25 protein-coding genes are annotated in these 23,570 nt (G+C 59.3%); 9 read left to right on the top strand and 16 right to left on the bottom strand.

The window, feature by feature from the left end; all coding sequences use genetic code 11:
• Positions 1-3: 3 nt before the first annotated feature.
• Both ACYVI2_RS23835 and ACYVI2_RS23840 read right to left on the bottom strand, forming a co-directional pair.
• Positions 4-762 carry an SDR family NAD(P)-dependent oxidoreductase gene (locus tag ACYVI2_RS23835; RefSeq protein WP_415816902.1) on the bottom strand — a complete coding sequence of 253 codons (759 nt, stop codon included), beginning with the start codon at positions 760-762 and terminating at the stop codon, positions 4-6.
• The gene (locus ACYVI2_RS23840) at positions 762-1,790 is read right to left on the bottom strand and encodes a ketopantoate reductase family protein (RefSeq protein ID WP_415816904.1); all 1,029 of its coding nucleotides are present in this window, start codon (positions 1,788-1,790) and stop codon (positions 762-764) included. The genes ACYVI2_RS23835 and ACYVI2_RS23840 overlap by 1 nt, the downstream gene beginning before the upstream one ends.
• Positions 1,791-1,927: 137 nt before the next feature.
• Between ACYVI2_RS23840 and ACYVI2_RS23845 the strand changes: the two genes are divergently transcribed.
• Entirely contained in the window at positions 1,928-2,845 is a 918-nt protein-coding gene (locus ACYVI2_RS23845) for a LysR family transcriptional regulator (protein ID WP_415816906.1), read from the top strand.
• A 39-nt stretch (positions 2,846-2,884) separates the two neighbouring features.
• Here ACYVI2_RS23845 and ACYVI2_RS23850 read toward each other — a convergent pair whose 3' ends face one another.
• The gene (locus ACYVI2_RS23850) at positions 2,885-3,289 is read right to left on the bottom strand and encodes a winged helix-turn-helix transcriptional regulator (RefSeq protein WP_415816908.1); all 405 of its coding nucleotides are present in this window, start codon (positions 3,287-3,289) and stop codon (positions 2,885-2,887) included.
• Positions 3,290-3,412: 123 nt separating this feature from the next.
• Between ACYVI2_RS23850 and ACYVI2_RS23855 the strand changes: the two genes are divergently transcribed.
• Positions 3,413-4,261, top strand: coding sequence for an SDR family oxidoreductase (locus tag ACYVI2_RS23855; protein ID WP_415816910.1), 849 nt, complete (start codon positions 3,413-3,415; stop codon positions 4,259-4,261).
• 103 nt (positions 4,262-4,364) lie between these two features.
• On the opposite strand, the gene ACYVI2_RS23860 is transcribed toward ACYVI2_RS23855, so the two are convergent.
• From ACYVI2_RS23860 to ACYVI2_RS23870, 3 genes are all read right to left on the bottom strand, one after another.
• The gene (locus ACYVI2_RS23860; protein ID WP_415805095.1) at positions 4,365-5,360 is read right to left on the bottom strand and encodes a Bug family tripartite tricarboxylate transporter substrate binding protein; all 996 of its coding nucleotides are present in this window, start codon (positions 5,358-5,360) and stop codon (positions 4,365-4,367) included.
• Positions 5,361-5,466: 106 nt separating this feature from the next.
• A complete protein-coding gene (locus ACYVI2_RS23865) occupies positions 5,467-6,417 on the bottom strand; it encodes a dihydrodipicolinate synthase family protein (protein ID WP_415816912.1) in 951 nt (316 codons plus the stop codon).
• A gap of 38 nt (positions 6,418-6,455) precedes the next feature.
• Positions 6,456-7,580 carry a mandelate racemase/muconate lactonizing enzyme family protein gene (locus tag ACYVI2_RS23870; RefSeq protein WP_415816914.1) on the bottom strand — a complete coding sequence of 375 codons (1,125 nt, stop codon included), beginning with the start codon at positions 7,578-7,580 and terminating at the stop codon, positions 6,456-6,458.
• 143 nt (positions 7,581-7,723) lie between these two features.
• Here ACYVI2_RS23870 and ACYVI2_RS23875 point away from each other — a divergent pair, with 143 nt between their 5' ends.
• Positions 7,724-8,605 (top strand): LysR substrate-binding domain-containing protein, encoded by an 882-nt coding sequence (locus ACYVI2_RS23875; RefSeq protein ID WP_415816916.1) that lies wholly within the window; start codon positions 7,724-7,726, stop codon positions 8,603-8,605.
• On the opposite strand, the gene ACYVI2_RS23880 is transcribed toward ACYVI2_RS23875, so the two are convergent.
• Positions 8,602-9,507 (bottom strand): isocitrate lyase/PEP mutase family protein, encoded by a 906-nt coding sequence (locus tag ACYVI2_RS23880; RefSeq protein WP_415816918.1) that lies wholly within the window; start codon positions 9,505-9,507, stop codon positions 8,602-8,604. The genes ACYVI2_RS23875 and ACYVI2_RS23880 overlap by 4 nt on opposite strands.
• A 192-nt stretch (positions 9,508-9,699) precedes the next feature.
• Between ACYVI2_RS23880 and ACYVI2_RS23885 the strand changes: the two genes are divergently transcribed.
• The 4 genes from ACYVI2_RS23885 to ACYVI2_RS23900 all read left to right on the top strand — a co-directional run bounded on the left by ACYVI2_RS23885 (position 9,700) and on the right by ACYVI2_RS23900 (position 13,226).
• Positions 9,700-10,410 (top strand): IclR family transcriptional regulator, encoded by a 711-nt coding sequence (locus ACYVI2_RS23885; protein ID WP_460490362.1) that lies wholly within the window; start codon positions 9,700-9,702, stop codon positions 10,408-10,410.
• Between the two features lie 61 nt (positions 10,411-10,471).
• A complete protein-coding gene (locus ACYVI2_RS23890) occupies positions 10,472-11,365 on the top strand; it encodes a LysR family transcriptional regulator (protein WP_415816920.1) in 894 nt (297 codons plus the stop codon).
• 166 nt (positions 11,366-11,531) lie between these two features.
• On the top strand, positions 11,532-12,509 hold the full coding sequence (locus ACYVI2_RS23895; protein WP_415816922.1) for a Bug family tripartite tricarboxylate transporter substrate binding protein: 978 nt from the start codon (positions 11,532-11,534) through the stop codon (positions 12,507-12,509).
• A 45-nt stretch (positions 12,510-12,554) separates the two neighbouring features.
• A complete protein-coding gene (locus ACYVI2_RS23900; protein ID WP_415816924.1) occupies positions 12,555-13,226 on the top strand; it encodes an isochorismatase family protein in 672 nt (223 codons plus the stop codon).
• 211 nt (positions 13,227-13,437) lie between these two features.
• Here ACYVI2_RS23900 and ACYVI2_RS23905 read toward each other — a convergent pair whose 3' ends face one another.
• The 3 genes from ACYVI2_RS23905 to ACYVI2_RS23915 all read right to left on the bottom strand — a co-directional run bounded on the left by ACYVI2_RS23905 (position 13,438) and on the right by ACYVI2_RS23915 (position 16,296).
• Positions 13,438-14,418: a Bug family tripartite tricarboxylate transporter substrate binding protein gene (locus ACYVI2_RS23905; protein ID WP_415816926.1), complete on the bottom strand. Its 981-nt coding sequence runs from the start codon at positions 14,416-14,418 to the stop codon at positions 13,438-13,440.
• 190 nt (positions 14,419-14,608) lie between these two features.
• Positions 14,609-14,839, bottom strand: a complete 231-nt coding sequence (locus ACYVI2_RS23910) for a hypothetical protein (RefSeq protein ID WP_415816928.1) — start codon at positions 14,837-14,839, stop codon at positions 14,609-14,611.
• Between the two features lie 29 nt (positions 14,840-14,868).
• Positions 14,869-16,296, bottom strand: coding sequence for an amidase (locus ACYVI2_RS23915; protein ID WP_460490363.1), 1,428 nt, complete (start codon positions 16,294-16,296; stop codon positions 14,869-14,871).
• A gap of 133 nt (positions 16,297-16,429) precedes the next feature.
• On the opposite strand from ACYVI2_RS23915, the gene ACYVI2_RS23920 reads away from it, so the two are divergent.
• On the top strand, positions 16,430-17,113 hold the full coding sequence (locus ACYVI2_RS23920) for a TetR/AcrR family transcriptional regulator (protein WP_415816932.1): 684 nt from the start codon (positions 16,430-16,432) through the stop codon (positions 17,111-17,113).
• Positions 17,114-17,201: 88 nt separating this feature from the next.
• Here ACYVI2_RS23920 and ACYVI2_RS23925 read toward each other — a convergent pair whose 3' ends face one another.
• From ACYVI2_RS23925 to ACYVI2_RS23950, 6 genes are all read right to left on the bottom strand, one after another.
• Entirely contained in the window at positions 17,202-17,756 is a 555-nt protein-coding gene (locus ACYVI2_RS23925; protein WP_415816934.1) for an OmpA family protein, read from the bottom strand.
• 5 nt (positions 17,757-17,761) lie between these two features.
• Entirely contained in the window at positions 17,762-18,235 is a 474-nt protein-coding gene (locus tag ACYVI2_RS23930; protein ID WP_415816936.1) for a hypothetical protein, read from the bottom strand.
• 148 nt (positions 18,236-18,383) lie between these two features.
• On the bottom strand, positions 18,384-19,766 hold the full coding sequence (locus ACYVI2_RS23935) for a tripartite tricarboxylate transporter permease (protein ID WP_415816938.1): 1,383 nt from the start codon (positions 19,764-19,766) through the stop codon (positions 18,384-18,386).
• 2 nt (positions 19,767-19,768) lie between these two features.
• Positions 19,769-20,323, bottom strand: coding sequence for a hypothetical protein (locus tag ACYVI2_RS23940; protein WP_415816940.1), 555 nt, complete (start codon positions 20,321-20,323; stop codon positions 19,769-19,771).
• A complete protein-coding gene (locus ACYVI2_RS23945; protein WP_415816942.1) occupies positions 20,323-21,243 on the bottom strand; it encodes an isocitrate lyase/PEP mutase family protein in 921 nt (306 codons plus the stop codon). The genes ACYVI2_RS23940 and ACYVI2_RS23945 overlap by 1 nt, the downstream gene beginning before the upstream one ends.
• A 10-nt stretch (positions 21,244-21,253) precedes the next feature.
• Positions 21,254-22,015 carry an SDR family NAD(P)-dependent oxidoreductase gene (locus tag ACYVI2_RS23950; RefSeq protein WP_415816944.1) on the bottom strand — a complete coding sequence of 254 codons (762 nt, stop codon included), beginning with the start codon at positions 22,013-22,015 and terminating at the stop codon, positions 21,254-21,256.
• Between the two features lie 167 nt (positions 22,016-22,182).
• On the opposite strand from ACYVI2_RS23950, the gene ACYVI2_RS23955 reads away from it, so the two are divergent.
• A complete protein-coding gene (locus tag ACYVI2_RS23955; RefSeq protein WP_415816946.1) occupies positions 22,183-23,568 on the top strand; it encodes an aminotransferase-like domain-containing protein in 1,386 nt (461 codons plus the stop codon).
• The last annotated feature ends 2 nt before the right edge of the window (positions 23,569-23,570 follow it).

Here is a 23,570-nt window from a genome sequence, read left to right on the forward strand (position 1 = left end):
GGTTCACTCCTCAGTGATGCATTTGCTCGGATCTGGGCGTCGATTGATCCCGCCACCGCCGTCTACGGAGAGCACCTGGCCTGTCGTGAACGACGCCGCCTCGCTCGCGAGAAAAAGCACTGCGCGGCTCAGCTCTCCGGGCTGGATCATGCGGCCAAGCGGAATGGCCGCGGATAGTGTCTTCAGATGTTCGGCAGGCAATGCCGGGCTGTTCATTCCCTGCGCCAGCCCGGGTCGAACGGTATTCACGCGAATGCCGTGAGGCGCGAGCTTCACAGCCAGAATACGGGTCATCTGCTCGAGCGCGGCCTTCGATGGCCCGTATATCGCGCCATTGGGCCGCGCCACCTCGGCTGAGGCCGAACTGATATTGACCACGGCCCCGCGTATGCTGGCAGCGATCCAGCGTTTGGCCAGCAGTTGAGTCAGCAGTAACGGTGCCAGTACGTTCACTTCCAGGATGCTGCGGCACAGATCTGGCGTCGCGTCCAGGATGTCTACAAAGGGAAATACGGCAGCGTTATTGACCAGCACACGGGGCAATGCCTCATCGCTCCAGCTGGCGACCAGTTTCTCGATAGCGGCAGCATCGGTGATGTCTGCCACCACGGTTCGAATAGCCTGGCGCGCCTGAGCCGAGTGCTCACGGTCGATGCTCGTCACCGTGGCGCCCTCTGCCACGAATGCCTGCGCCAACTCCAGTCCGAAATGGCCATTCCCGCCCGTCACCAGTACGTGCTGGCCCCGATACGTCTCGTTCATCACACCACCCTCTCCATGAGTTCGTCCAGATTGGCATTGCCAAAATCACGGCGGCCCGCCTCCATCTCTCGGATCATGGCGATCATGTGCGTGACAGTCGGGGTCTGAATGCCGGCAGACTGGCCATGCGCAACAATGTCGGTAATCTGCGGGTCGACCTCTGTCGCGCGTTTGCGCACTGCCAGGTCGCGCCATACGCCACTGCGGGGCTTTCCGACCCAGCGGCGGCAATGATCGGTGATCTGCTGCATCTGGGCCCAGGCGTCGTCCTCGCTCGCCTGGGCGGTGAACGCCTCGGGGGCAAAGCCGTCAAACGGCATGGGTTGAACGCCATTGGCGTTGGCCACCTTGACGACTTCGCCGCATAAAGCGCGCCACAACGGCAAATAGTTGCGATTGCCCAGCTGTTCGACGATGGTGTCGTTGGAGAGCGCCGTCGTGAACAGCAGCGCACCGATAGCTACTTTGCTCCACTTGTAGCCGAGCAAATGCGCCGTCCAGCTCGATTCCGGGTCTACCTGCCGCACCAGTGATTCGGCGTCTCTGGACCGCGTCGTGTCACGGCCGTCCAGCTCACCGACCCGGATACATCCCTTGCCACCGAACTGAATCCGCCCCGGCCCTAGATAATCCGAGGCGAAATTCACCAGTGCGCCCATGGTGTGCTCGGCGCCGATCAAATTCACGATGATGGATTCTGTCAGGCCATTCTGTAGCGCCAATACCCAGCCATCATCACGCAGATGCGGGCGCAGCATGGTGACGGCGTCATGGGTATGCTGCCCTTTGACAGCCAGCAATATGCGCCCGTAAACGCCGTCGATGTCCGATGCTAAACAAGCGTCCATACGAGAAAACGTGCTGCTGCCATCTGGTCCGACGATTTCCAGGCCATGGGTGCGGACAGCCTGAACGTGCTCGGGAACCACATCCACCAGTAGCACCGCCTGCCCGGCATCGGCGAGCTTTGCCGCTACGACGCCTCCTATCGCGCCACCACCCCACACAACGATTGGTTCCTGACTCACTACCACTCCCTGATTTCGATAATGCACCGCATGGCGCGTCCCAGACCGAAATTCTGAAGTGCCAAAACATATAATTCAATTTCTTAATTTGGCCATTTACTTGCGTGAAACGTAAGTAACATTCCAGGACCAGCAATATGAATTACCGCGCTTTCGAGGCGCTTCACGCCTTTGTCGAGGGTGGCAGCATTGCGCAAGCCGCGATGCGGTTGAACCGCACACAACCCCAGATCAGCCGCCTGCTCAGCCAACTGGAGGAGGACGCGGGATTTGAGATCCTGACTAAAGTCGGTCGCCGGCTCGAGCTGACGGAAGACGGTCAAGCCCTCTATCAACGGGTCTATGGACTGCTGCGCGCCCAGGATGCCGTACACGACTTTGCGGAAGACATGCGGCACGGCCGCAGAGACCGGGTCCGCATCATCGCAGCCAATCACATCATCGACGGTATGGCGGCAGAGGCTCTAGGCCACTGCCGTCTGCAGAATCCCGGCTTCTCGGCGGCGCTGACGGCACGGATGCCCGCGGAGCTGCAATGGTGGTTGGCCCAGCAACAGTTTGACGTGGCGTTGGTACAGCTGCCGCTGGAACACCCCGCCATCGAGACAGAGCTGTTCTGCCAAAGCGAGATCGTAGCGGTGATGCATCCGGATCATCCTTATGCGGACCGCGCACATATCGAACCCAAAGACATCCAGACCGAACCCTACATCAGCCTGGGGCGTCGCAGCATCCTGGAGCAACGCTGTCTGGCTTCCTTTGAGGCCACCAATGCCAGCGCCAACAGCGAGCTGGAGGTTTCTTTCAGCACCACCGCAATCCAATTGGCGGCGATGGGATGCGGCATTGCTCTCGCAGAGCCCATGGCTGCGCTTGCGCAGCGGCATCTGAATATCGTCGTGAAAAAATTCCGGCCGATTGCGAAGCTGCATTACGGCATGGTGTTTCCGAGGGGAAAACGGCGCAGCCCCGCCACTGAGATCTTTGTCGAAGAACTGCGTCGATGCGCGGATCGGAAAGCGCTGGAAATGCAAGAGCTTTTGGCGGGCACGTAGTGCGGGATACGCATGGCGCTGCGGCCGCTCGCGCTGCATTCAATCTATCGGAGACGCCTTGTCCAGGATCCGTGGCAAGCTGAGCTCCAGCCAGTCCACCAAGCCTCGCACTTTTTCCGCCGCCTCGACGCCGATCGGCGTCAATGAATACTCCACATGGGGTGGCACGGTATTGAAAGCACGCCGATTCACCATGCCGTCGGCTTCGAGCCATTGCAGTGTCTGGGCCAGCATGCGCTCGCTCACGCCGCCGATCTGACGGCGCAGATCGCTGAATCGAAGGGTCCCCGATTGGAGAGCAATCAATACGAGTACCCCCCATCGGCTCGTCAGATGCTTGAGGATCGGGCGTGACGGACAGCCCGCGGCCATCACGTCGCCTCGACGCAGTTTGGCCGAGAGCGATTCCGCAACAAGGGATTTGGAGGAACGGGGCTTAGACATTCAGGTGATGAGTTCACAACAACATAATGAGTTTAGCGCCTTAACTAACATTTTTGTACGTACTTACTAAAAATAAGTATTGGCTCTATAGTGTGTTCACCGCACATCTCTTGGAGTCGCATCATGACCATCGCAATCACTGGCGCTACAGGCCAGCTCGGACGTCTCGTTGTTCAAAAGCTGAAAGAAAAAATCAATCCTGGCGATATCGTAGGCTTGGTGCGCAGCCCCGAAAAAGCCGCCGATTTGGGCATCGCGGTGCGCGCCGCGGACTACACGCAGCCCGCCACACTGGAGGCGGCACTGCAAGGGATAGATACCCTGCTGCTGATCTCGGGCAATGACATCGGGCATCGCACGGCACAACACGCTAACGTCATTAACGCGGCCAAGCAATCCGGCGTGAAGCGGATCGTCTATACCAGCCTTTTGCGTGCGGATACATCGCCATTGAGCCTGGCGCCAGAGCATGCGCAGACTGAAGCGCTCTTGAAGCAATCCGGACTCCTCTACACCATCTTGCGTAACGGCTGGTACACCGAAAATTACACGGGTGCTATTCCCCCTGCCCTCGCCCACGGCGCGCTGTTTGGCAGTGCAAAGGACGGCGAAATCTCGTCCGCGCACAGAGCTGACTACGCGGATGCCGCGGTGGCGGTGCTCACGGGTACTGGGCACGATGGGAAAGTGTACGAGCTCGCGGGCGACACGTCGTACACATTGACCCAACTGGCAGCAGAGGTCTCCAGGCAGACGGGCAAGGACATCCCTTATCGGGACATCCCGGAAGCCGACTACGCTGCCGCGCTCAAGGGCGCAGGTCTGCCCGAAGGGCTCGCGGCCGCGATCGCGTCGTGGGATGTGGGCGTATCTCACGGAGCGCTATACGACGATGGCCGGCAACTCTCGACACTGATCGGCCGGCCCACGGGCTCGCTGCAGGATGCGGTTGCCGCAGCGCTGAAAGCCTAAAGCCCTCGATCTGGCGCGCATCGACAAATCATCGTCCGCCCGCTGACCTGCCCTGCCAATGGGACATCAGCGGGCGACGTATCGTGCCGCAGCAACGCTGTCGTTACTCCACCTTCGTCCCGGTGGATTTCACCAGATCGCCCCATTTCGCGATTTCCTTTTTCTGGAAAACCGCGAAGTCATCTGGCGACATCGCAGACGGTATGACGCCCATTCCCTCTAGACGCGCCTGCATATCGGGTGAATGGATAATCTGCGCGAGTGCTTGATACAGCTTGTCCACGATGGGCCGCGGCGTGCCGGCAGGTGCAAAGATCGCTTGCCAGGCTTGTACTTCGTAGTCTTTAACGCCAGCCTCTTGCATCGTGGGCACCTCGGGCAGGCTTTTCAGGCGCTGAGGCGACGTCACGGCCAGGGCGCGCAGGCGCCCGCCTTTGACCTGCGGCACGACCGTCGGTCCCTCGAACATGAAGTCGACCTGTTGCCCGATCACGTCCGGGATGGCCGAGCGGCCCGAGTATGGCGCGTGCACCAGCTTGATGCCCGCTATCTGTTCCAGCAATACGCCCGACAGATGTTGTGTCGTACCAATCCCGGACGACGCATACGAGATCGTGCCGGGTTTTTCGCGCGCGGCGTCGATGATGTCCTGGACCGATTTGAATCGGCTTTCGTTGGATACGACCAGCGTATTCGCATTCATGCCAATGATCGTGATCGGCTGAAACGATGCAACCGGATCGTATTGCATGTCTTTGAACAAACTGGGATTGATCGCATGAGTCGCAATGCTGGCGCCCAATAGCGTATAGCCATCAGGCGGCGCCTTGGCTACATAGGCGGACCCGATCATCCCGGTCGCGCCGGCGCGATTTTCCACCACGACATTGTCCTTGAGCGCTTCGCCCAGTTTCTGCGCCATGATGCGGCCCAACACATCGCTGTTGCTGCCGGGAGCAAAAGCAATCACATAGTTGATTTGTTTACTGGGCCAGGTGTCTACCGAGGCTCGGACGGAACGCGGGGTGATACCGAATGCACATGCGACTGCACTGGCGACGCCGGTCAAGCCGGCCGCCACGAAAGTTCTGCGGTTCATGAGGTGTCTCCTCCCGGATCTCGCTCCGGGTTGGTGTTCAGGATGCCGGCGTCGTCCTCCGGCCTCAGGGGTGATACGTGGACATTTTGCTTTTCTGATGGATGCGCTACTTGGGTAATGCCAGTGTCTGCACGCCCGGGATTTCAAAATTCACAGATGCCAGGCCATCCTCTAGCGACACGCGTTGTGCCGCCGTCAACTCGACGAGCGGAGGCCTGACCGTGGCCCAGCCCTCGTCACCCGCTCGTTGCGCAATGGCGGCCTTCATCGCGGGAATCATGGGGAATTTTTGGAACACATTACGGACGGCATCCAGGCCGGCCTGCAACGCGTCGGCGTTATCGCCCTGCCATTCCCGATACAGCGCAGCGATAGGGCCGGGATTCACATTGCCGGTGGCAGTGATGCATCCGACACCGCCGCCCCGCAATGTACGCAACAGGAATGTCTCGCTGCCCGCGAATACGTCAAAGCCCTGCGGCTGGAACGTCTTTAGCATGGCTTCTGTGTTGGCCCAGTCACCGGAACTGTCCTTGATACCGGCGATATTCTTGGGATAGGCCTTTAACAAGCGCTCGATCAACCCCATACTGATACCGACCTGCGCTACAGGCGGGATGTGATACAGATACACGCGCAGGTTCTCGTCGGCGACTTGGTCAATGACCTGTGCGAACGCACGGTACAGCCCCTCGTCGCTGACGCCCTTGTAGTAGAACGGCGGCAGCATCAGTACGCCTGCGCATCCCGCTGACACCGCATGCCGGGTCAGCTCAATCGCGTCGGGTAGCGCGCATGCGCCGGTGCCAGGCATCATGCGGCCAGCGGGCAGCCCTGCTTCTAACAAGGCATCTAGCAACGCTCGTTTTTCGGCAACGCTGAGCGAGTTTGCCTCCGAGTTGGTGCCGAATATCGCCAGACCCACGCCCTGTTCCAGCAGGTTCCTGCAGTGAGCCACAAACCGTGGCGCCGAGGGTGTGTAATCAGGATTGAACGGTGTCAGTACGGGAGAAAGCACGCCACGCAAACGCGGCGTGTCAGGGGTCAATGCAGGCATGATCGAACGGGCTCCATTGCAAAGTTAATCGTGAACCGTCAACGAACGGTGCGCCATTGCCCATAGCGCTCGACCATGGGCTCATCGAAATCAAAGCCCAGACCGGGGTCTTGCCGCAACAGCACGCGGCCGTCTTTGTGTTCGAGCTGACGATCTACCAGCTTGCGGAAATTCAGCACCTGGTCGTCCCAGAAAAACTCGACGTACCGCGCGTTGGGCATGGCAGCGACCAGCGGGGCATGCAGATCGTGGAACCAATGCGGACATACGATGACGCCGTAGCTCGCGGCCGTTGCCGAGATGCGCCGCCATTCGGTGATGCCGCCGCAGACGGCCGCGTCATGCTGCAAAATCGCCGCGGCGTTCTTGTCCAGCAGTTCCTTGTGATACCAGCGGCCATAGCCGATCTCGGCGGTCGCCACGGGAATGTTGGTGAGCCTGGCCAATTTCGCATGGCTGTCCACGTCGTCGGGCGAGAACGGCTCCTCGATGAAATACGGGTTGTATTGCTCAAAACGGCGCACGTACTGCATCGCCTGCGTGGTGTCTACCCAGGCATTGTTCATGTCCATCATGATTTCGACCTCAGGACCCACTGCCTCGCGCGCGGCGCGCAAGCGGGCTTCTTCTTCGGCAGGCGATAGACGGCCGGATTTCATTTTCACGGCGTTGAAGCCCTTGGCCACATAGCTGGCCATTTCCTCGCCCAGCATTTGCGGGGTCTTGCCGTCCAGGTAGTAGCCGCCGCTGGCGTAGGCCGGCACCGACTCCAATTCGTATGCGCCCAGGAATCGATGCAGGGGCAATTGCGCAGTGCGCGCATTCAAATCCCACAACGCCGTGTCCAACGCACTGATGGCACGCATCACAGTGCCGGCACGCCCCTGTAGTAGCGATTCCTGATACATGTTCTGCCACAGGCGCTCGACGGCGTGCGAGTCCTGGCCGATCAGAACCGGCGCGAGCAGTTGCTCGACGGCATTGACGAACAACTCGCCCGCTGCGCTGCCGATATAGCAAAATCCGATGCCCTCGACACCATCTGTCGAGCGCACTTTGACCAGACCGTAATAGCGGGTGCTGACGGTACGGGTGGAAAACGAAGTGACTTTGTCCAGCGGGACGGCGGCGGCGCAAACGTCGACGGAAAGAATCTTGGGCACGTGGGGCTCCTCAGGGTGGACATACAAAAGAAAGCGTATGGATGTATTCTGGGCCTGCCAAAGAAAAAGAAAAATAATGTTCTGGCATTTTGTGAAGTTATAAAATCCATCTTTTTAGTCGATTCGATATCGCCTCGCGCCCCATGGACACACGATTCCTGCAGAGCTTTATCTATGTGGTGGAAACCGGATCGATCGCCGGTGCCGCCCGCCGGCTGGACCTGACGCCGGCATCGGTTGCACAGCGGATCAAGGCGCTGGAGGCCGACGTAGGCAGCCAATTGATCGTGCGCGCCGGACGTACGGTCAAGCCCACACTGGCCGGCAACCGCATCCTGCAGCGCGCGCATACGGTATTGAGCGAAGTCCGGGATCTGCGCTCTGCCGCCTCGGAAACCAATTTGCCGGCGGGCCCGCTACGACTGGGAGCCACGCCGACGGGCTTGACGCACATCCTGCCCGGGGTGCTCAAGCAGTGGGTGCAGGCCCATCCCCACATTGAGATCTACATCGAACCTGCGCCCACCACCGTGCTATATCGACGGGTGCTCGATGGCCAGTTGGACGCGGCCGTCATGGTGCATCCCTTGTTCGACCTGCCCAAGAGCTGTGCCTGGCACGGACTGCGCAACGAGCCTTTGACCTTGGTGACGCCTGCCGATATGCGCGTGCGAGATCCAATCAAAACACTGGCGGCTGAGCCTTTCATTCGATACGACCGTCAAGTCGTCGGCGGCAAGCTGGCCGATGATTATCTGCGGCACCACGGCGTGCGCCCACGCGTGCGTTTTGAGCTCGACGGCATTGAATCGATAGGCAGGCTCGTGGCCGAGGGGCTGGGCATTTCCATATTGCCCGACTGGAATGTCGGGGGGCCGCCTGATATGGCGATCAAACGCTGGACGCTGCCTGCGCCCCGGCTGGAGCGGCAGGTCGGCATCGTATGGACGCGCGCGAATGTACGCGCGCAGCTGGCGCAGGCGTTGGTAAATTTAGCCGCGCCGTTGTTTCCCGCCAGGCCTTAAGCCTTTAGCCGTTCTTCGGTGGCTGTCCATTTCTCGTATTCGAATAGCGACCACAACTGCCGGTGCGACAGCATCCTGTCGGCCGAGCCTGCCGTCGTGCCCGTGGTGGCCAAGTCCCGCAACATCTCCGTCCCTGCATACGTAAAGCAACGCGTAATCGCGTTGGGATAAATCGCCATCGCAAAGCCCAACTCGCGCAGACGCGCCGCTGGCACGATCGGCGTACGTCCGCCCTCGACCATATTGGCCAATACGGGGGCGTTGACGCTACGGGCGACTTCGGCTAATTCCTGTTCATTTTCCGGGCTCTCGACAAAGATGACGTCGGCACCCGCCTCTACATAGCTCGCCGCCCGATCCAGAGCAGCCTGCAAGCCATGGTCACTGCGTGCATCGGTACGGGCAATGATGGCCACATCCGGATCAATCCGCGCATCGACAGCGGCTTTGATACGCCCGATCATTTCCTGTGTGGACACCAGGTTGCGCCCGCCTTCGTGCCCGCATTTCTTGGGCCAGGATTGATCCTCGATCTGTATGCCGGAGATACCTGCGCGCTCGAAAGCACGCACAGTGCGGATCACATTCAACGGCCCACCGTAGCCCGTATCCGCATCGACAATCACCGGGATGGACACCACATCCGCCACGCGCGCCGCGCGATCCAGGACCTCGGAGAACGACATCAGGCCGACATCGGGCGCGCCGAGTGCGGACATGGACATGCCCGAGCCCGTCAGGTACAGCGCCTGAAAGCCTGCCTGCTCGATCAAACGCGCGCCGACGCAATCGTAGGCGCCTGGCGCTACCAACACCTCTGGCGCTGCGATTTGCCGCCTCAGCGCGGCGTTGCGGCCGGTAGATTGACGCAGGCCCAAGGGATAGTCGTGAGGATCAGGCATGGGGGTGAGTGCTCCAGAATAAGGGGAATGAACAACGCGTGTATGAAAATCGGTGGGAATACGCAGTGGCCGGGAACTACGCAATGCCACCGCGATTGCTTGAATAATTAAATTTTATCCAATAGAATTAAGTTCTTTTAAATAGAATATGATCTTCGACCCTTGATTGTCAAGGACGAGGATCGCCGCGCCATGCCCCGCTACCCTGTCCGCGAACCTGATCCTTCCCAAGTCGCCGAGGGCGGCGTCGCCGCCGTTGATCGTGCCTTGGCTGTCCTGACTGCCTTTCGAGCAGAAGACACTGGCCTGACCTTGCGCGAGATCAGCGACCGGGTGGCATTGGTGCCCAGCACAGTCCTGCGGCTCTTGGCCTCGCTCATCCATGCGGGTTTTGTGCAACGTCATGCCGATGCCCGCTACACGCTCGGGCCCGCTACAGCGCAACTGCATCGCGTATACGCCGCCTCGTTCAGCCTGCAGGACGTCGTCCTCCCCACCCTGCGCGCGCTGGTTGATCAAACGCTGGAAAGCGCGTCTTTTCATGTGCGCCAGGGCGATCAACGGCTATTGCTTTATCGCGTCAACTCGCCTCAACCCCTGTCGGATCAAAGCCGCGCGGGCGATTTGCTGCCGCTGGACAAAGGCACGGGTGGGCACGTATTGCAGGCGTTTTCCGGTGCGCCAGGCGCTCACTATGAGCGTATTCGACAAGATGGCTATATGAGTCTGCCCGTCAGCGATCGCTCGCGTGACCTGGCGGGGATATCTGCGCCCGTGTTCTATCCAGGCGGAGAGCTCGCCGGTGCATTGACGCTGACCATGCCGGCACATCGTTTTCGCAAGACCCACGTTCCTGTGTTGCGGCGTGCCGCCAAAGCGCTGACAGAGGCACTTGGCGGATAATTCGCCCGCAGCTTGGGGGCACGCCTCTGTTCCTGCTTGCAGGGGTTTCTTGGAGCAACGAATGAATCTGGCCTTCTTCGCTACCTTGAACGCTGTCATCAAGTACGGCAGTTTTGCCCGCGCGGCGCTGGAGGTGAATCTGTCGCCCAGCACGGTGAGCCTGCAGATGAAGCGTCTCGAGGAATACTACGGACAACCGTTATTTGATCGCAGCGCATCGACCATCAAGCCCACTCCCCTGGCTCATGAGGTGGCCGGCCTGATCAGCGGTACGCTGGAACAAATGGAATCGTTGCGGCGGCGCGGGTCCTCCGTGATCGAGGGCTGCGTTGCGCTGGGCGCCATCGAGAGCATGCAGGCCCATATCCTGCCCGAGGCCATGCGATATCTGCGCGAGCATAGCCCTCGGCTCACGGTCAGGCCCGTACGGGATACGAGCCACGACCTGTTGAACGGCCTGAAAGAAGGCACGATTGATGCGGCCATTGTGGCGTTTGCCGACGATGAACGTAACAAGCGGCTGGATTGGTATCCGCTCTTGCAAGAGGAAATGGTGCTGGTTGCGCCAAAGGACGTGGCGCAAGACAACGCTGCAGCCATCTTGCAGGCTCATGACCTGATCCGCTATGGACGGGGGTCCAATATTGCTGTGGCCATCGATCGGTACTTGGCAGCGTCGGGCAACACGGCCCGCGGGACGCTGGAAATGGATTCCACGCATGCCATTCTCGCCATGGTTTCGGCGGGGCTCGGGGTCTCCATTCTGGCCTGGCCTGACCGTCGCGCCTTTGTCGGTTATCCGGTACGCGAGGTACGGCTGGGTGAACACGCCCCGCGGATGCATTTCTCGCTCGTGACCCGCCGCGGCGAGACCTCTGACCGCGTGCTATCGGTCATAAAAGATGCGGTCGTCCGCGCCGCCAATGTCGCAGCGGGCCGCAATCGCTGGCTCTAACGTCTCGCACGGCATTCGATTTTCCTCATTTGCAAGTGTGAAATCCTCGCTGGAGGCTGGCTCGCCTCGTCCCTAGAATGATCGGCAGCAGTTTTCAAGAGCCGGACGGCGGCTGGTCGCACACCAGCGCCATACCGGCACGGAACAATCCGTACAAGGGGAAAACATGACTGTTCTGTTCAAACGCGTGGCTCTCGCTGCGATGAGTATCACCATGCTGTCGGCCGCATCCGCCGTCAACGCGGACACCTATCCCAGCAAACCCATTACATTCGTTGTCGGATATCCGCCAGGCGGCGCCAGCGACGTCATCACACGCCTGATTGCCGGCCACATGCAGACGGCTCTGAAGCAACCGGTCATTATCAAGAACCAACCCGGCGTCAATGGAAATATCGCCACCGAAGAGGTCGCGAAAGCGCCGGCCGACGGCTATACCCTGCTGTTGGGAACCATCGCCAACGCCATTAACGCCAGCCTGCTGAAGAACATTCATCACGACGTGAACAAGGACTTCATTCCCGTCGTACAGTTCATGTCCTCGCCCAGCGTGCTCGTCGTCACCGCCAAGCTGCCGGTAAAAACCGTGGATGAGCTGGTGGCGCTCGCCAAAGAAAAGCCGGGAGCGCTGAGCTATGCCTCGACGGGGTCCGGCAGTTCTCCCCATTTGGCAGGCGAATTATTCAAACTGCGCACGGGCACCGATCTATTGCATGTCCCCTACAAGGGGGCTGCGCCCGCCTTGACCGACGTCATTGCCGGACACGTCCAGACAGGCTTCAAGACAGCATTGTCTGCGTTGCCCAGCATGCAGGACGGCAGTATCAGGCCGCTGGCGGTGGCTGACAAACAGCGCATGCCCGATCTGCCTGACGTTCCTACGATGGCCGAGGCCGGCTATCCCGATTTCGAGGTGCTGTCCTGGAATGGCATCTTTGTGCCGGCCGGCACGCCGCCCGAGGTGGTGCAACGATTGAATGCCACGGTCAACGAGATCCTCAAAAACCCCGAGATCGATAAACGTATCCGCGGCATGGCCGGCCGTCCTGGCGGAGGCACGCCGGAAGAATTCCGCGCCCTGGTGCAGTCGGAAACCGAAAAATGGGGCGAAGTCATTCGCAAGAACGACATCACACAACAGTGATCTACGCCCAGGCAATACCGCAAACAACGCAGTCAGGAGCAATGGATGGACAAGCTGGAAAAATGGCGTGGCTACGTGCCGGACGCAGAGTTGGAAACCTATCGTAAAGGGGGATTCGCCAATCGCCTGGGCATCGGCAAGCGGCCGGCGCTCGTGAATATCGATACCACGCATATGTTCGTGGATCCCTCCTATTCGTTCTGCGGCGCGGCCATGCCCGAACTGATGTCCGCACTGGAACGCATCACCGCCCTATTTCGCCAGTTGAATCTGCCGATCTACTACACCCGCCGCGATGATCGTTCCCTGCCGTCATACCGCGGTGCGTGGAACTGGAAACTGGCCAAGCCCGACGATGTGCAATTCGTCGCGGACCCCAAGGCAGATGAATGGCCCGAGGCATATGGCCCTCGGCCAGGCGATCGCGTCGTCATGAAAAACAAGCCATCGGGATTCTTCGGCACCATGCTGGCAGATTTTCTACGCTATGACGAAGTCGATACCGTGATCATGGTGGGGATTTCCACCTCTGGTTGCGTGCGCGCATCGGCCGTGGATGCGTTCTCGCACAATTTTCGAGTCGTTCTGGTAGATGATGCTTGCGGCGATCGCAGTCCGCAGGCACACAAGGCGAATATGTTCGACCTGGACATGAAATTCGCAGACGTCGAGTCATTGGATTACGTCCACGATGCATTGGTGGCGAAGTTTGGTTGATCGCGATTAACCGATTATTGTCTAGCCACAAAAAAGCGCTGATCGAACATATCGATCAGCGCTTTTTTTTGCCACTGGGCTGCCATGCCCCTCGGGGGCAACAAGCCGCAGGCGCAGCATGGGGGGGATTTTATATCCCGAGCTGATTGCCGGTTGGATTCGGCACTATGTTGATTCACGCACCGGTCAACAGCAATCAGCACTTAAGCCATTATTTCTCGACTTTCTTGCGCGCTGAGGCCGCCAGTTTCTCGTACAGCACGAGCTCCCGATCGATGGTCTTTGCAAAATCTGCCGGCGTATCCTGCAGCACCGGCATCATTCCCATTTCCAGGACTTGCTTTTTAAAATCCTCGGATATCACCAGCTTGTCCAGCGAAGCCTTCAGGGTATCGATGACCGCCTGAGGCGTGCCGGCCGGCATCAATAATCCCGTCCAGGAATCAAAGCGGAAGTCCGGCATGCCCGACTCAGCGAACGTCGGCGTATCCGGTAATAGCGCATAGCGTTCGGGTGATGCCACCGCCAATACTCGGACCTTGCCACTCTTGATGTGCGGCAGGACGGACCCCAATGTCGCAAACGACATGTCGACGTGCCCGGCAATCAAGTCCACCATCGCCGCTGCCGCACCCTTGTACGGTACGGGCGTGATTTGGGTGTTGGTCAACTGCGTGAACAGCTCCACAGCCAGCAATGGCGATGCGCCTTGCGCGGCCGCGTTGTATTTGTTTGGCGCCTGGCGCACTGCCTCGACAAACTCGCTGAAATTCTTGGCCGGAAAGTCATTACGCACCACCAATACCGTCGGCGCAATCGCCACTGTGCGTACCGGCATCAGGTCTTTGCGGCTGTCTACATCCAATCCCTCGGTCATCCACGGATTGATCGTCAGGTTCAGGCTGGCCACCAATCCCGTATAGCCATCGGGCCGAGCGCGAGCCGCGGCCTTGGTGCCGATATTGCCGCCCGCACCGCCCTTGTTTTCAACGATGAATTTCTCGCCCAGATCCGATCCCAGATGTTGGGCAATCAATCGCGCGATCAGGTCCGTCGGTCCCCCTGCTGGGAAGCCTACAACCAAATTGACCGGTTGGCTCGGGTAGGTGTTTGCCATGACGGCGGGCGCGGCCATCATGCCCAGACACAGCGGAATCAAGGCGACACGCCGCAAAAGAGTCGAAAGCTTCATGGTTGCGGCTCCCTCAGAAAACAAACAGAGCGTTGTGACGCGTATAAGCTGACGCGTCATCAAGTGTGTGAGATATAACGTCGCGAATGCACTGCATGATTTTCCTCTTGAATCGTTATCGTGCCGGGAAATATTCAGCCGTGCTCTTCCGGCAGCAGAACACGTGGTGTGGTTCACAGATGGCTAAGGATCATGTTTGTCCAGTGCCTGCTTGCACCTCGATGTCGTGCCGGCGTCCCGTCATGGGCTGGACGGTCTTATCCGCCACTCTCGGGATATCGCGACCCGCCGCTAATGCACGACGCAGGTTCGCCGCGGCGCGTGACAGCTCTTCTCCCACAGGCGGCGTCTGACCGCATTCCTGCCAGATAATGCGTACTGCCGACTCCAACGCGGCAAATTCGAATTCGGATGTAGACATAATCAGACCGGGCTGTGTGCCGAAGAAGTTTATCGAGATACCACCTGCGCGCGCCTGGGCTGCGGGGTAAAGTGGCGTTCTACTGCGCGGGCGGTACGCATCAAGCGCGCCTCCTGCAGAAATCCCGCGGCCAATTGAACGGCGACAGGCAGCCCGTTGTCGTCAAAACCCGCAGGCACGGACACGGCAGGATGCCCCGTCAATGAAAACGGGCTGCCTGCCGAGCGCGCGGTAAAGTCGATCACGGCCTGCTCGTCGGTGAGTGCCGGCGCAACGCGATCCGTCATGGGCAACAACAGCACATCGACATCGCCAAATAACGCATCCATACGCGCCACCAGCTCGCGCCGCTGCCGCAATGCCGCGAGGTAATCGGCCGCACGCATATACATGCCGATTTCCAGCTTTTCACGCAAAGCGCGGCCCATCAGGGTGCGATGTTCCAGATAGTCTTGCTCGTGAATCGAAAAGCTTTCGCTGCGGTTGATGGGCAATGCAATCGCCCGAAAATCGGCTGGCGCAAGCGGCAGTTGGATGTCGCGTACTTGCGCGCCCTGGTCGCGCAGCATGTCGCAGGCTTGATTCAAGGCCTCGTCGATGGCGGGCTCTACGCTATCGGCCGGGTCCAGGCGGCGTACCACCCCCACTCTCAGGCCTGCTACGCCGTCATTCAACGTAGGCAATAGCGGTTGCACGCCACAAGCCAGACTGGCCGGATCGGCGGCATCATGCCCCGCAATGGCCTCATATACGAGACACGCGTCTTCGACCGTCAACGCCAGAGGACCGGGTCCATCAAAGCTCCAGCAATTCGGCATCACACCATGGCGACTGATACGGCCAAAGGTGGGCTTCAGACCGACGACACCGCACGCGGCGGCGGGCAATCGCACCGACCCGCCTGTATCGGTACCGATCGCAAAACACGCCGTACCGGCAGCCACCGCCGCGCCGGAACCACTGGACGATCCGCCGGTGAAGTGACGAGGATTCCACGGGTTGCAAGCCGGTGGGTTCTCCAGATCGAAGTGCACGGCGCCAGTCCCCGTGCCGTACTCCCACGTGTTCAGCTTTCCCACCAGGATGGCGCCGGCTGCCTGCAGCCGTGCGACCAAGGTCGCGTGCAGCGACGGATCGTGACGCTGGGGCACTCTCGATCCGGCGGTCGTTGCCAGCCCTTTGGTGTAGATGTTGTCCTTGACGGCAAAAGGGATTCCATCCAACGGGCCGATACGCCGCCCCTCGCGGGCTCGTGCCGAGGCCGCCTCGGCCGCCGCCAGTGCCGACTCCCAATCATGGCGCAGATAGGAATAAATGACGCCGTCCACCGCCTGAATACGATCCAGGACCGCTTGCAGGAGGTCCGTTGATCGCAACTGTCCGCTGGCCAATAAAGCGCTGGCCTGGGCAATAGACAGCGCGGCCGGATCATCCGAGGAAAGGAAATTCAAACTCATATGTTTGTATAAAACAATCGTTTCAAATTAATGTTTAAATTATCATGTCGAGCAATCCCATGGCGCAAGACGTTTTTCCTCCGGGGAAACCCGAGTACGCCAAATATGGGGAACAGCCCCCGGACTGGACACCATGCAAGAATTCGCAGACACGGATAGCCGTAACAGCCCCAAACGCCAGGCCATCCTGGCCGCCGCCAAAGAGTTGGTGGCACGGAAAGGTCCAAACGGCACGACCGTGCGCGACATCACCGCCGCCTCGGGCGCCAATGGCGCCGCGGTGAACTATTACTTTCAATCGAAAGACGGGCTGGTGAACCTGGCTCACCGGGAGATCACGGGGGAAGTCAACCGCGAGCGTTTGGCCAGGCTCGATGCCTATGAGTCCAATGCCGCCGGACAGGCACTGGCGCCGCGCGACATCCTGGCGGCGCTGATCGAGCCTATCCTCACGATGTCGCGCTCAGCGGACGGCGGCAGCCTATATGTCCGCAGTGTGTTCCAGATGCGTATTGACGCGCGCACTGGCTACCATACCTTCGATATCAATCAGCACGTGGCGCGCCGCTTTATGGACGCGATTGCCAAGGCATTCCCGCAGCTCAACCGGGAAGCCGTGATTTGGCATTATGAATTCGCGCGCGGGTCAGCGATTCATATGCTGGCCAATCTGGACCCGGTCTCGCGCCGGTTTGAGTTATTGGCGAAAGAACCCGACCAGAAGCTGCCCGAGGCGCCTGCCTACGCGTTGGATCAAAAGCAGATTGATCGGGTCATCGCGATGATTCTGGCGGGGTTTGGCCAGCCGCTGGAGTGAGCCCGCGGCACTGACAAATCCAGACTCGAAGCCGTGTTTCTCGAGGCTGGTACGGGTCTCTGGTGAATTGGCGGAGGCTTGTATGGCCTCACGATTTCGGCAAAATGAACTCCACCCGGCGGTTTTGCGCGCGTCCGTCGGGATTGTCGGCCCCCTGGATCTCGTTGGGCGCGACCGGTTCAGACTCGCCACGTCCTTCCGCTTTCATGCGAGAGGCCTTGACACCGTTCTGCGTCAAGTATTTGACGACGGTCTTTGCCCTATCCAACGATAGCTTCTGGTTGTAGGTGTCAGCGCCACGCGCATCGGTATGACCGACGACTTTGACGGACTGCTTCGGCGTCTCGTTAAGCTTTTTGGCGACCTCGGCCAAGGTGTCTTGCGCCTGGCCGGACAATTCGGCGCTATCGAACTCAAACAGCACATCGCTCGCCACCGCAATGACCACACTATCGGCGGTCTCATGCACCGTGATACCTTTGGTGGCCTCTTGAGCGTCCATGTCGCGGATATTGACCTGCAAATCCCGGATATCGGAAACCAGCGGCCGAATCTCCGCCACGGTGTCCGCGCTCTGAGCCTCAACGTGAGCGGACAGGCTCATAGCCATCGCGATCAGCGCGATGTTAAGAACTTTTGCCATGATGCTTACTCGGCAGGCACGGCAAAAGGGCCCAGCGGTTCGACACCGGAGAGATAAAGCGTCACCTTCTGTCCCGCCGGCGGGGCCGGGAATACGCCGCTCCACGTTGCTAGCAACGGGCCGCTGCCACGCAGAGACACAGCGTTAGGAGCAAGCGGTACGCCTTTGGAATCCTTCAGCAGCAGATATTTCTTGTCACCGGAAAGCAGATAAAAACTGTTCTCATAGGTCTGGTCCGTGATGCCGGTATAGAGGACTTGCGACACCGACTTCCCCTCCTGCGTCGGCTTGAATCGGACTTTGATGGTCAGCTTGTCTCCGTCCCGAATGACGCCACTCACCTCGGCCATCGCGTTCCCGGTTGAAATCAGGCCGGTGGCCAACGGCTCATTGGCAGCGCCTTGTGCATATGTCATGGGTGACGCCAAGAACACAAGTGAAACGGTGGCAGCGACGACGGTAGCGCGGATATAGTTCATGTTGGGCCGACCTTCCTGACTGTATTCGGAATGGAATCGACGATCCTAGAATAGATCCCTGTTCTGCGCTATGAACTGCATCTGTAAAGACGTAGGGAATTGTTAGCAGGTGTCTACAACCATGGGCGCTGTACTCCGATAATCGTGATCACTTCAGTGCAGCGAGAATCGCCGGCACGCTCAATACCGCGGTGTAAAACCCCATACATTGCACACCCACTCCGAATCCCAGTGCGCGATTGAGGAATCCGCCGATCACGCCCATGGTGAGCGTCACCAGCAAGCCAGTCATTCCGCCTTCCCAGATGCCGATCACGACCACCAGCCCCACAAAACCCGCGATGATGGCCTCGTGGCACACGCGGCTCATCACGAATTTTGCTGCACGATGCGCGAAACGAATGGCAAAGGGATAAGCAATCAAGCAGGCAATCGCGACTGCCAGCAAGCCGTATCCCAGGAATTCCCAGACGTTCATCATGCTGTGCAGATTGTTGATCTGTCCGGTTGCCGTATCGATGGTGAAACGCGGCGGCGCGTTAAATAGGGGCGCGGCTGGCCCCACCGCGACGGGGCTCAATGGCAAACCGAACGCAATCAACGGGATCAGGGTCTCTGCAATGTAGGTCGCCTCGGTGACGCCATTGCGCACGGAGATCATGGAGGTCAGCCGATGGTAGGCCTGCTTGGCGCGGGTCGCTACCATTTCTCCCATGATGACCGTCATGGCCACCGGGCTGAAAACAAAGGTCGCGCTCGACACCACTGCGGCCGCCGTCGTCCAGCGCGTCTGGGTGCTATCGAGCACCTTCAGCGGATTGGGCAGATAGCCTCCCGAGGACTGCATATCCGGCGCCAGCGAGACGGTTCGGTAATCACTGCGCCGCATTTTGGCGCGTTCCACCGGGGACATCAGCCGTACCAGGTCGGCAATCAGCGGCCCGACGGCAATACCGAGGAAATAGCTGACGTTGACACTAGTACCCTGCGCTGTGGTGAACGACCGCAATGCGGCGATCACCATGACGAACGGTACCAGTGCAATCACCGACGCCATGCGCCCTGGAGAAAAATACGCAATGACAATCGACGCACACAGGAATATCCACGGCGACCAAGCTTTGATGACATCAGCATACGGGCTGAGAATGACGGCGAACAGCACCGCCAAGGGCAGCGACACGAAAGCCGCCACGGCAGCACCAGAGACCATTTTGCGAACGGCGATGTGCGGAACGCCCAGAGCCCGCAGCAAATTGGCTTCACGCATCAATGGCATGGCCATCGTATCGCCGGGGATGCCCAGCAATGCCGTCGGAATGGCATGCGCCATATGTTTCGCCACCGCTGCTGCCATGAAAAACGCGAATACGCCTTCCGGAGGAGCCCCCAGCAACACCACGAGCAAGGTCAAGGGTGCAATAGTTGCTGTTTCGTCACTGCCTGAAACCAAGCCGATTGCCGTAAAAATCACGGCACCCAGCAAGGAGTAGACGAGCGGAACCAATAGCATGGAAGAAAAGAAATCCATGATCAGGCCTTTTGATAGTTGCCGGTGGATGCGCTGCCTGGCTGTGTAGGCGAACGGGGAATTTGCTGCCGAGACGATACGCCGTCGAGAGCCTGAGCCTCCTGTTGCTCGGCATCGAGAAATAGCTGGTACAAGCCCAACGCCTTCATTTCCTCAATGGTGGCCGCTGGCGCCAGGCTGAGCTTGCCCAAACCGCCCACATCGAGTTTCAACTCGTCGATAGCATCCTGGCGGGTACTGGACTGCGAAATTTCTTGAACGATATGACGCTTCGGTTTGAATAGACGTGCACATATCATTGCACTGAGCAAGCACGCCAGCAAACCCACCAGCATGGCATAGGCACGTGCCACCTCGGCCGGTTCGATCCATCGTTGAAAAAGCGTACTGGCTGCCAAAAACGCACCCGCGCTCAAAGGAATACTCAACAGCAGCGAACGGCCCAGGTGGCGAGTGTCTACGGTATCGCTCCACACCTCGGCGAGATAGCGAGCATCGTCTGGCACAACATCGTTGATGCCTTCTACCCTTTGAGCGCTGGAAACATTCGAGCTCATCAGCGCGCCTCCTCATTCTGGCCCACACGCAGCGCACTCCCGTCGTTGTGCCCGAATTGATCCTGCACGCAGTACTGCTCGACGTTTTTATAAAACCGATCGTAGGGCATCAAGCTATTCAAGATTCCCTCATCAAAGCAGTATTCCTGCAACTTGGTCGCATCCTGCCCTTTATGAAAGGCCTCGCAGACCTGCCGGACCGCTTTGGCCGCCGCGAAGATAGTCAAAGGCCAATACACCGCCATATTGGCCCCCGCGGCTGTTTCCTCGGCAAGCGAGTCCTGGAAATCCACACTCGTCGTCACCAGCGGACCGTTGATACGCGCGCGAAACGCCTTGAGCGACTTGATTGAGCCTTTGAAAACGATAAAACCCGCGTCTGCCCCGGCAGCCAGATAGGCGTTGATGCGACGTACGGCGTCCTCCATATCGTCATTCAGATACAGCGCATCGGTGCGTGCAATGATCATGAAATTTTTATCGACGCGCGCATCGCAGCATGCGCGAATGCGTTCGCACATGACATCCGTGTCCAACAACACCGCCTGATGTGTCGTGTGCTTGCCAAACACGGTGTCTTCGATATGGATACCAGAAGCACCCGCTGATTCGAACTCGTGCACCGTGCGCCAGATATTGGCCGCGTGATACCAGCCTGTATCCGCATCGCACACAATTGGAATGGATGTTTCTTTGGCGATATCGCGCGCCAAACTCAACAAGTCGTGCAATTGCACGAGGCCAACGTCCGGTAATGCACCACGGCTGGCGCCCGTCACCAGGCTGCCGGTATAGACGACCGGAAACCCTGTCGACTCGACGATCTTGGCACTCAATACGTCATAGGCGCCCATCAGCGGGGTGCAAGCCTCTTGCGCCAACAGCTCACGCAGGCGGATTCGCTTTTCATACATGTTCATTGTGTTTCCCTCATTTCATGTACATCCCGCCATTGACGTCCATCGTCGTCCCCGTGACGTACGCGGCGTCATCGCTGGCCAGATACAACGCAGCGGCGGCGATATCATGGACTTCGCCATAGCGCCGCAAAGGAATGCCGTCTTTGACCGAGGGCGGATACTGCAAGACATCGGTCATCGCAGTCTGAATGGCGCCAGGCGCAATGGCATTGACCGTAACGCCATGCGGGCCCAGCTGTTTGGCCATGGCCTTGGTCAGGCACAGGACGGCGGCTTTGGTCACGGAGTAAGTAATTTCGGCGCTGACGCCGCCGACCTCGCCGGCCACCGATGCCATGTAGATGATCCGGCCGTGCTGGCGCTGTTTCGCCATAGGTGCATAGGCTTGCGTCGCATATACACACCCCATCAGATTGACGTCGATCACCTGCCGCCATTGCTCTGGCGTAATGTCTTCGATAGGCCGCGCGGGTCGCACGATGCCGGCGTTGCAGACCAGCACATCGACCTGACCGAACTTTTCTTGCGCCAACGCCAACATGGCCTGATTGTCGGTTGCCGATGCGACATCCGTACGAATGGCATGAGCAGCGTTGCCGTACTGTGCCGAAATCTCCTCGGCGGCGGTACGCGCACCGTCTCCGTCTATATCTGCGAGTACGACAGAGGCGCCTTCACGAGCATAGATCTCGGCAATGCCTCTCCCTATTCCACGTGAGGCACCCGTCACGACGGCCACCTTGCCTTCCAACTTCAATGGGGATAGACGCATCCCGATCTCCTTTCTTATTCATGCTGCCCACCGAAAACAGGATTCGACTGCGGGCCTTATGGGGCGCTAGTGTAGGGGGAGATTCAGGAGACTGTCTGGTACAGTTAGGCAATTATTTCCCAGTACCGTACCAATAGAAGGCTTGGTACAGTTGCAGGCCGGCCCTTATGTCCAAAGTCCATTACGTCGTGCAGAGCATTCTTGCCCGCATCCAGACCGGTGCGCTTGCGCCAGGCGAGCGTCTGCGTTCGTTACGCGAAGAAGCGCAGGTCATGGGGATATCAAAGAACACGATCGTCGAGGCCTACCTGCGTCTGGTTGCCCAGGGCATACTGCATTCAAAGCCCGGCTCAGGCTACTACGTGGTCAGAACCGCGCCACGGCGGCAGCAGATACCCGTATTGCCGTTTGCCGGCATCACCGACGGCGAAGCCCTGCTGACCGAGCAGCTCGAACGTCGCTTGCCAATACGCCCCGGCGACGGCCGGCTGCCACCCGAATGGCTGGGAGACTCCAAGCTGCGCAGCAGCCTGTCTTCGATAAAGCTGCTGTCATCGGATGCCTACAACTACAACAGCGCCTGGGGCTACCTGCCGCTGCGTGAGCGGTTATGCGGGGCCCTGGCGGAGCGCGGCATTACCGTACAGCCCGACCGCCTGCTGATGACGCAAGGCGCGAACCATGCCATGGACCTGGTGATACGAGGCTATGTCCAACCCGGGGATGCCGTCCTAGTCGAGGAGCCGGGTTATTACCCGCTGTTTTCCAAATTGAATTTGGCCCGCGCCCGTATCGTTGGTGTTAAACGCAACCAGGACGGGCCATGCCTGGACGACTTGCAAGAAAAGGCCCGCATCAGCGGGGCTCGCCTGTTCTTCACGCAGCCCCTGGCGCACAACCCTACCGGCGGGTCCATGACACTGGGCAATGCCTACGGGGTGCTACGCGTCGCAGAGAACCATGACTTATTGGTCGTCGAAGACGATCCCTTTGCCGACATCCTGCCCTATACCCTGCCCCGCCTGGCTGCGCTGGACCAGCTGCAACGCGTGATTTATATCGGCTCCTTTTCCAAGACCTTGGCAGGCAGTTTCCGGGTCGGTTACGTCGCCGCATCAAAGGCCCATGCTACCGAGTTGAGCCGGCTACTGGTGGCGACCTTGGTATCGACATCGGCTCACAATGAGCGGCTGGTCTTTTCGCTGATCGACCAAGGCCAGTACCTGCGCCATCTGCGTGCGTTGCGCACGCATGTCAGCCAATCCACGGAATGCGTGCGTCGTGCATTGGAATCTATCGGTTTGACTGTGCCTCACACCATGGAAGGCGGATTCTATTTATGGGTCCGCGTGCCGCCTGCATTGGCAGATGCCCGTGCCGTCAGCCATGCGGCGGCCCACGGGATATTTATTGCGCCATCAATGGCGTTTGCCGCAGGAACACCGCTCGAAAGCGCCATGCGCGTCAATGTGGCCCATGGCGCCAATCCCCTGTTTTTGCAGTGGCTGCAGAACTACGCAAAGGAGTGCGGAGTGGGATTGCCCTCTGCCTGAGA

The organism is Bordetella tumbae (assembly GCF_054780995.1).

Coding starts and splice junctions, on each gene's coding strand:
- ACYVI2_RS23935 (WP_415816938.1), bottom strand. CDS start 19,766: ATGGATTTCTTTTCTTCCATGCTATTGGTTCCGCTCGTCTACTCCTTG.
- ACYVI2_RS23905 (WP_415816926.1), bottom strand. CDS start 14,418: ATGAAGCTTTCGACTCTTTTGCGGCGTGTCGCCTTGATTCCGCTGTGT.
- ACYVI2_RS23850 (WP_415816908.1), bottom strand. CDS start 3,289: ATGTCTAAGCCCCGTTCCTCCAAATCCCTTGTTGCGGAATCGCTCTCG.
- ACYVI2_RS23865 (WP_415816912.1), bottom strand. CDS start 6,417: ATGCCTGCATTGACCCCTGACACGCCGCGTTTGCGTGGCGTGCTTTCT.
- ACYVI2_RS23945 (WP_415816942.1), bottom strand. CDS start 21,243: ATGAACATGTATGAAAAGCGAATCCGCCTGCGTGAGCTGTTGGCGCAA.
- ACYVI2_RS23900 (WP_415816924.1), top strand. CDS start 12,555: ATGGACAAGCTGGAAAAATGGCGTGGCTACGTGCCGGACGCAGAGTTG.
- ACYVI2_RS23930 (WP_415816936.1), bottom strand. CDS start 18,235: ATGAACTATATCCGCGCTACCGTCGTCGCTGCCACCGTTTCACTTGTG.
- ACYVI2_RS23950 (WP_415816944.1), bottom strand. CDS start 22,015: ATGCGTCTATCCCCATTGAAGTTGGAAGGCAAGGTGGCCGTCGTGACG.
- ACYVI2_RS23955 (WP_415816946.1), top strand. CDS start 22,183: ATGTCCAAAGTCCATTACGTCGTGCAGAGCATTCTTGCCCGCATCCAG.
- ACYVI2_RS23940 (WP_415816940.1), bottom strand. CDS start 20,323: ATGAGCTCGAATGTTTCCAGCGCTCAAAGGGTAGAAGGCATCAACGAT.
- ACYVI2_RS23925 (WP_415816934.1), bottom strand. CDS start 17,756: ATGGCAAAAGTTCTTAACATCGCGCTGATCGCGATGGCTATGAGCCTG.
- ACYVI2_RS23880 (WP_415816918.1), bottom strand. CDS start 9,507: ATGCCTGATCCTCACGACTATCCCTTGGGCCTGCGTCAATCTACCGGC.
- ACYVI2_RS23890 (WP_415816920.1), top strand. CDS start 10,472: ATGAATCTGGCCTTCTTCGCTACCTTGAACGCTGTCATCAAGTACGGC.
- ACYVI2_RS23860 (WP_415805095.1), bottom strand. CDS start 5,360: ATGAACCGCAGAACTTTCGTGGCGGCCGGCTTGACCGGCGTCGCCAGT.
- ACYVI2_RS23875 (WP_415816916.1), top strand. CDS start 7,724: ATGGACACACGATTCCTGCAGAGCTTTATCTATGTGGTGGAAACCGGA.
- ACYVI2_RS23895 (WP_415816922.1), top strand. CDS start 11,532: ATGACTGTTCTGTTCAAACGCGTGGCTCTCGCTGCGATGAGTATCACC.
- ACYVI2_RS23920 (WP_415816932.1), top strand. CDS start 16,430: ATGCAAGAATTCGCAGACACGGATAGCCGTAACAGCCCCAAACGCCAG.
- ACYVI2_RS23910 (WP_415816928.1), bottom strand. CDS start 14,839: ATGTCTACATCCGAATTCGAATTTGCCGCGTTGGAGTCGGCAGTACGC.
- ACYVI2_RS23835 (WP_415816902.1), bottom strand. CDS start 762: ATGAACGAGACGTATCGGGGCCAGCACGTACTGGTGACGGGCGGGAAT.
- ACYVI2_RS23915 (WP_460490363.1), bottom strand. CDS start 16,296: ATGAGTTTGAATTTCCTTTCCTCGGATGATCCGGCCGCGCTGTCTATT.
- ACYVI2_RS23845 (WP_415816906.1), top strand. CDS start 1,928: ATGAATTACCGCGCTTTCGAGGCGCTTCACGCCTTTGTCGAGGGTGGC.
- ACYVI2_RS23855 (WP_415816910.1), top strand. CDS start 3,413: ATGACCATCGCAATCACTGGCGCTACAGGCCAGCTCGGACGTCTCGTT.
- ACYVI2_RS23885 (WP_460490362.1), top strand. CDS start 9,700: ATGCCCCGCTACCCTGTCCGCGAACCTGATCCTTCCCAAGTCGCCGAG.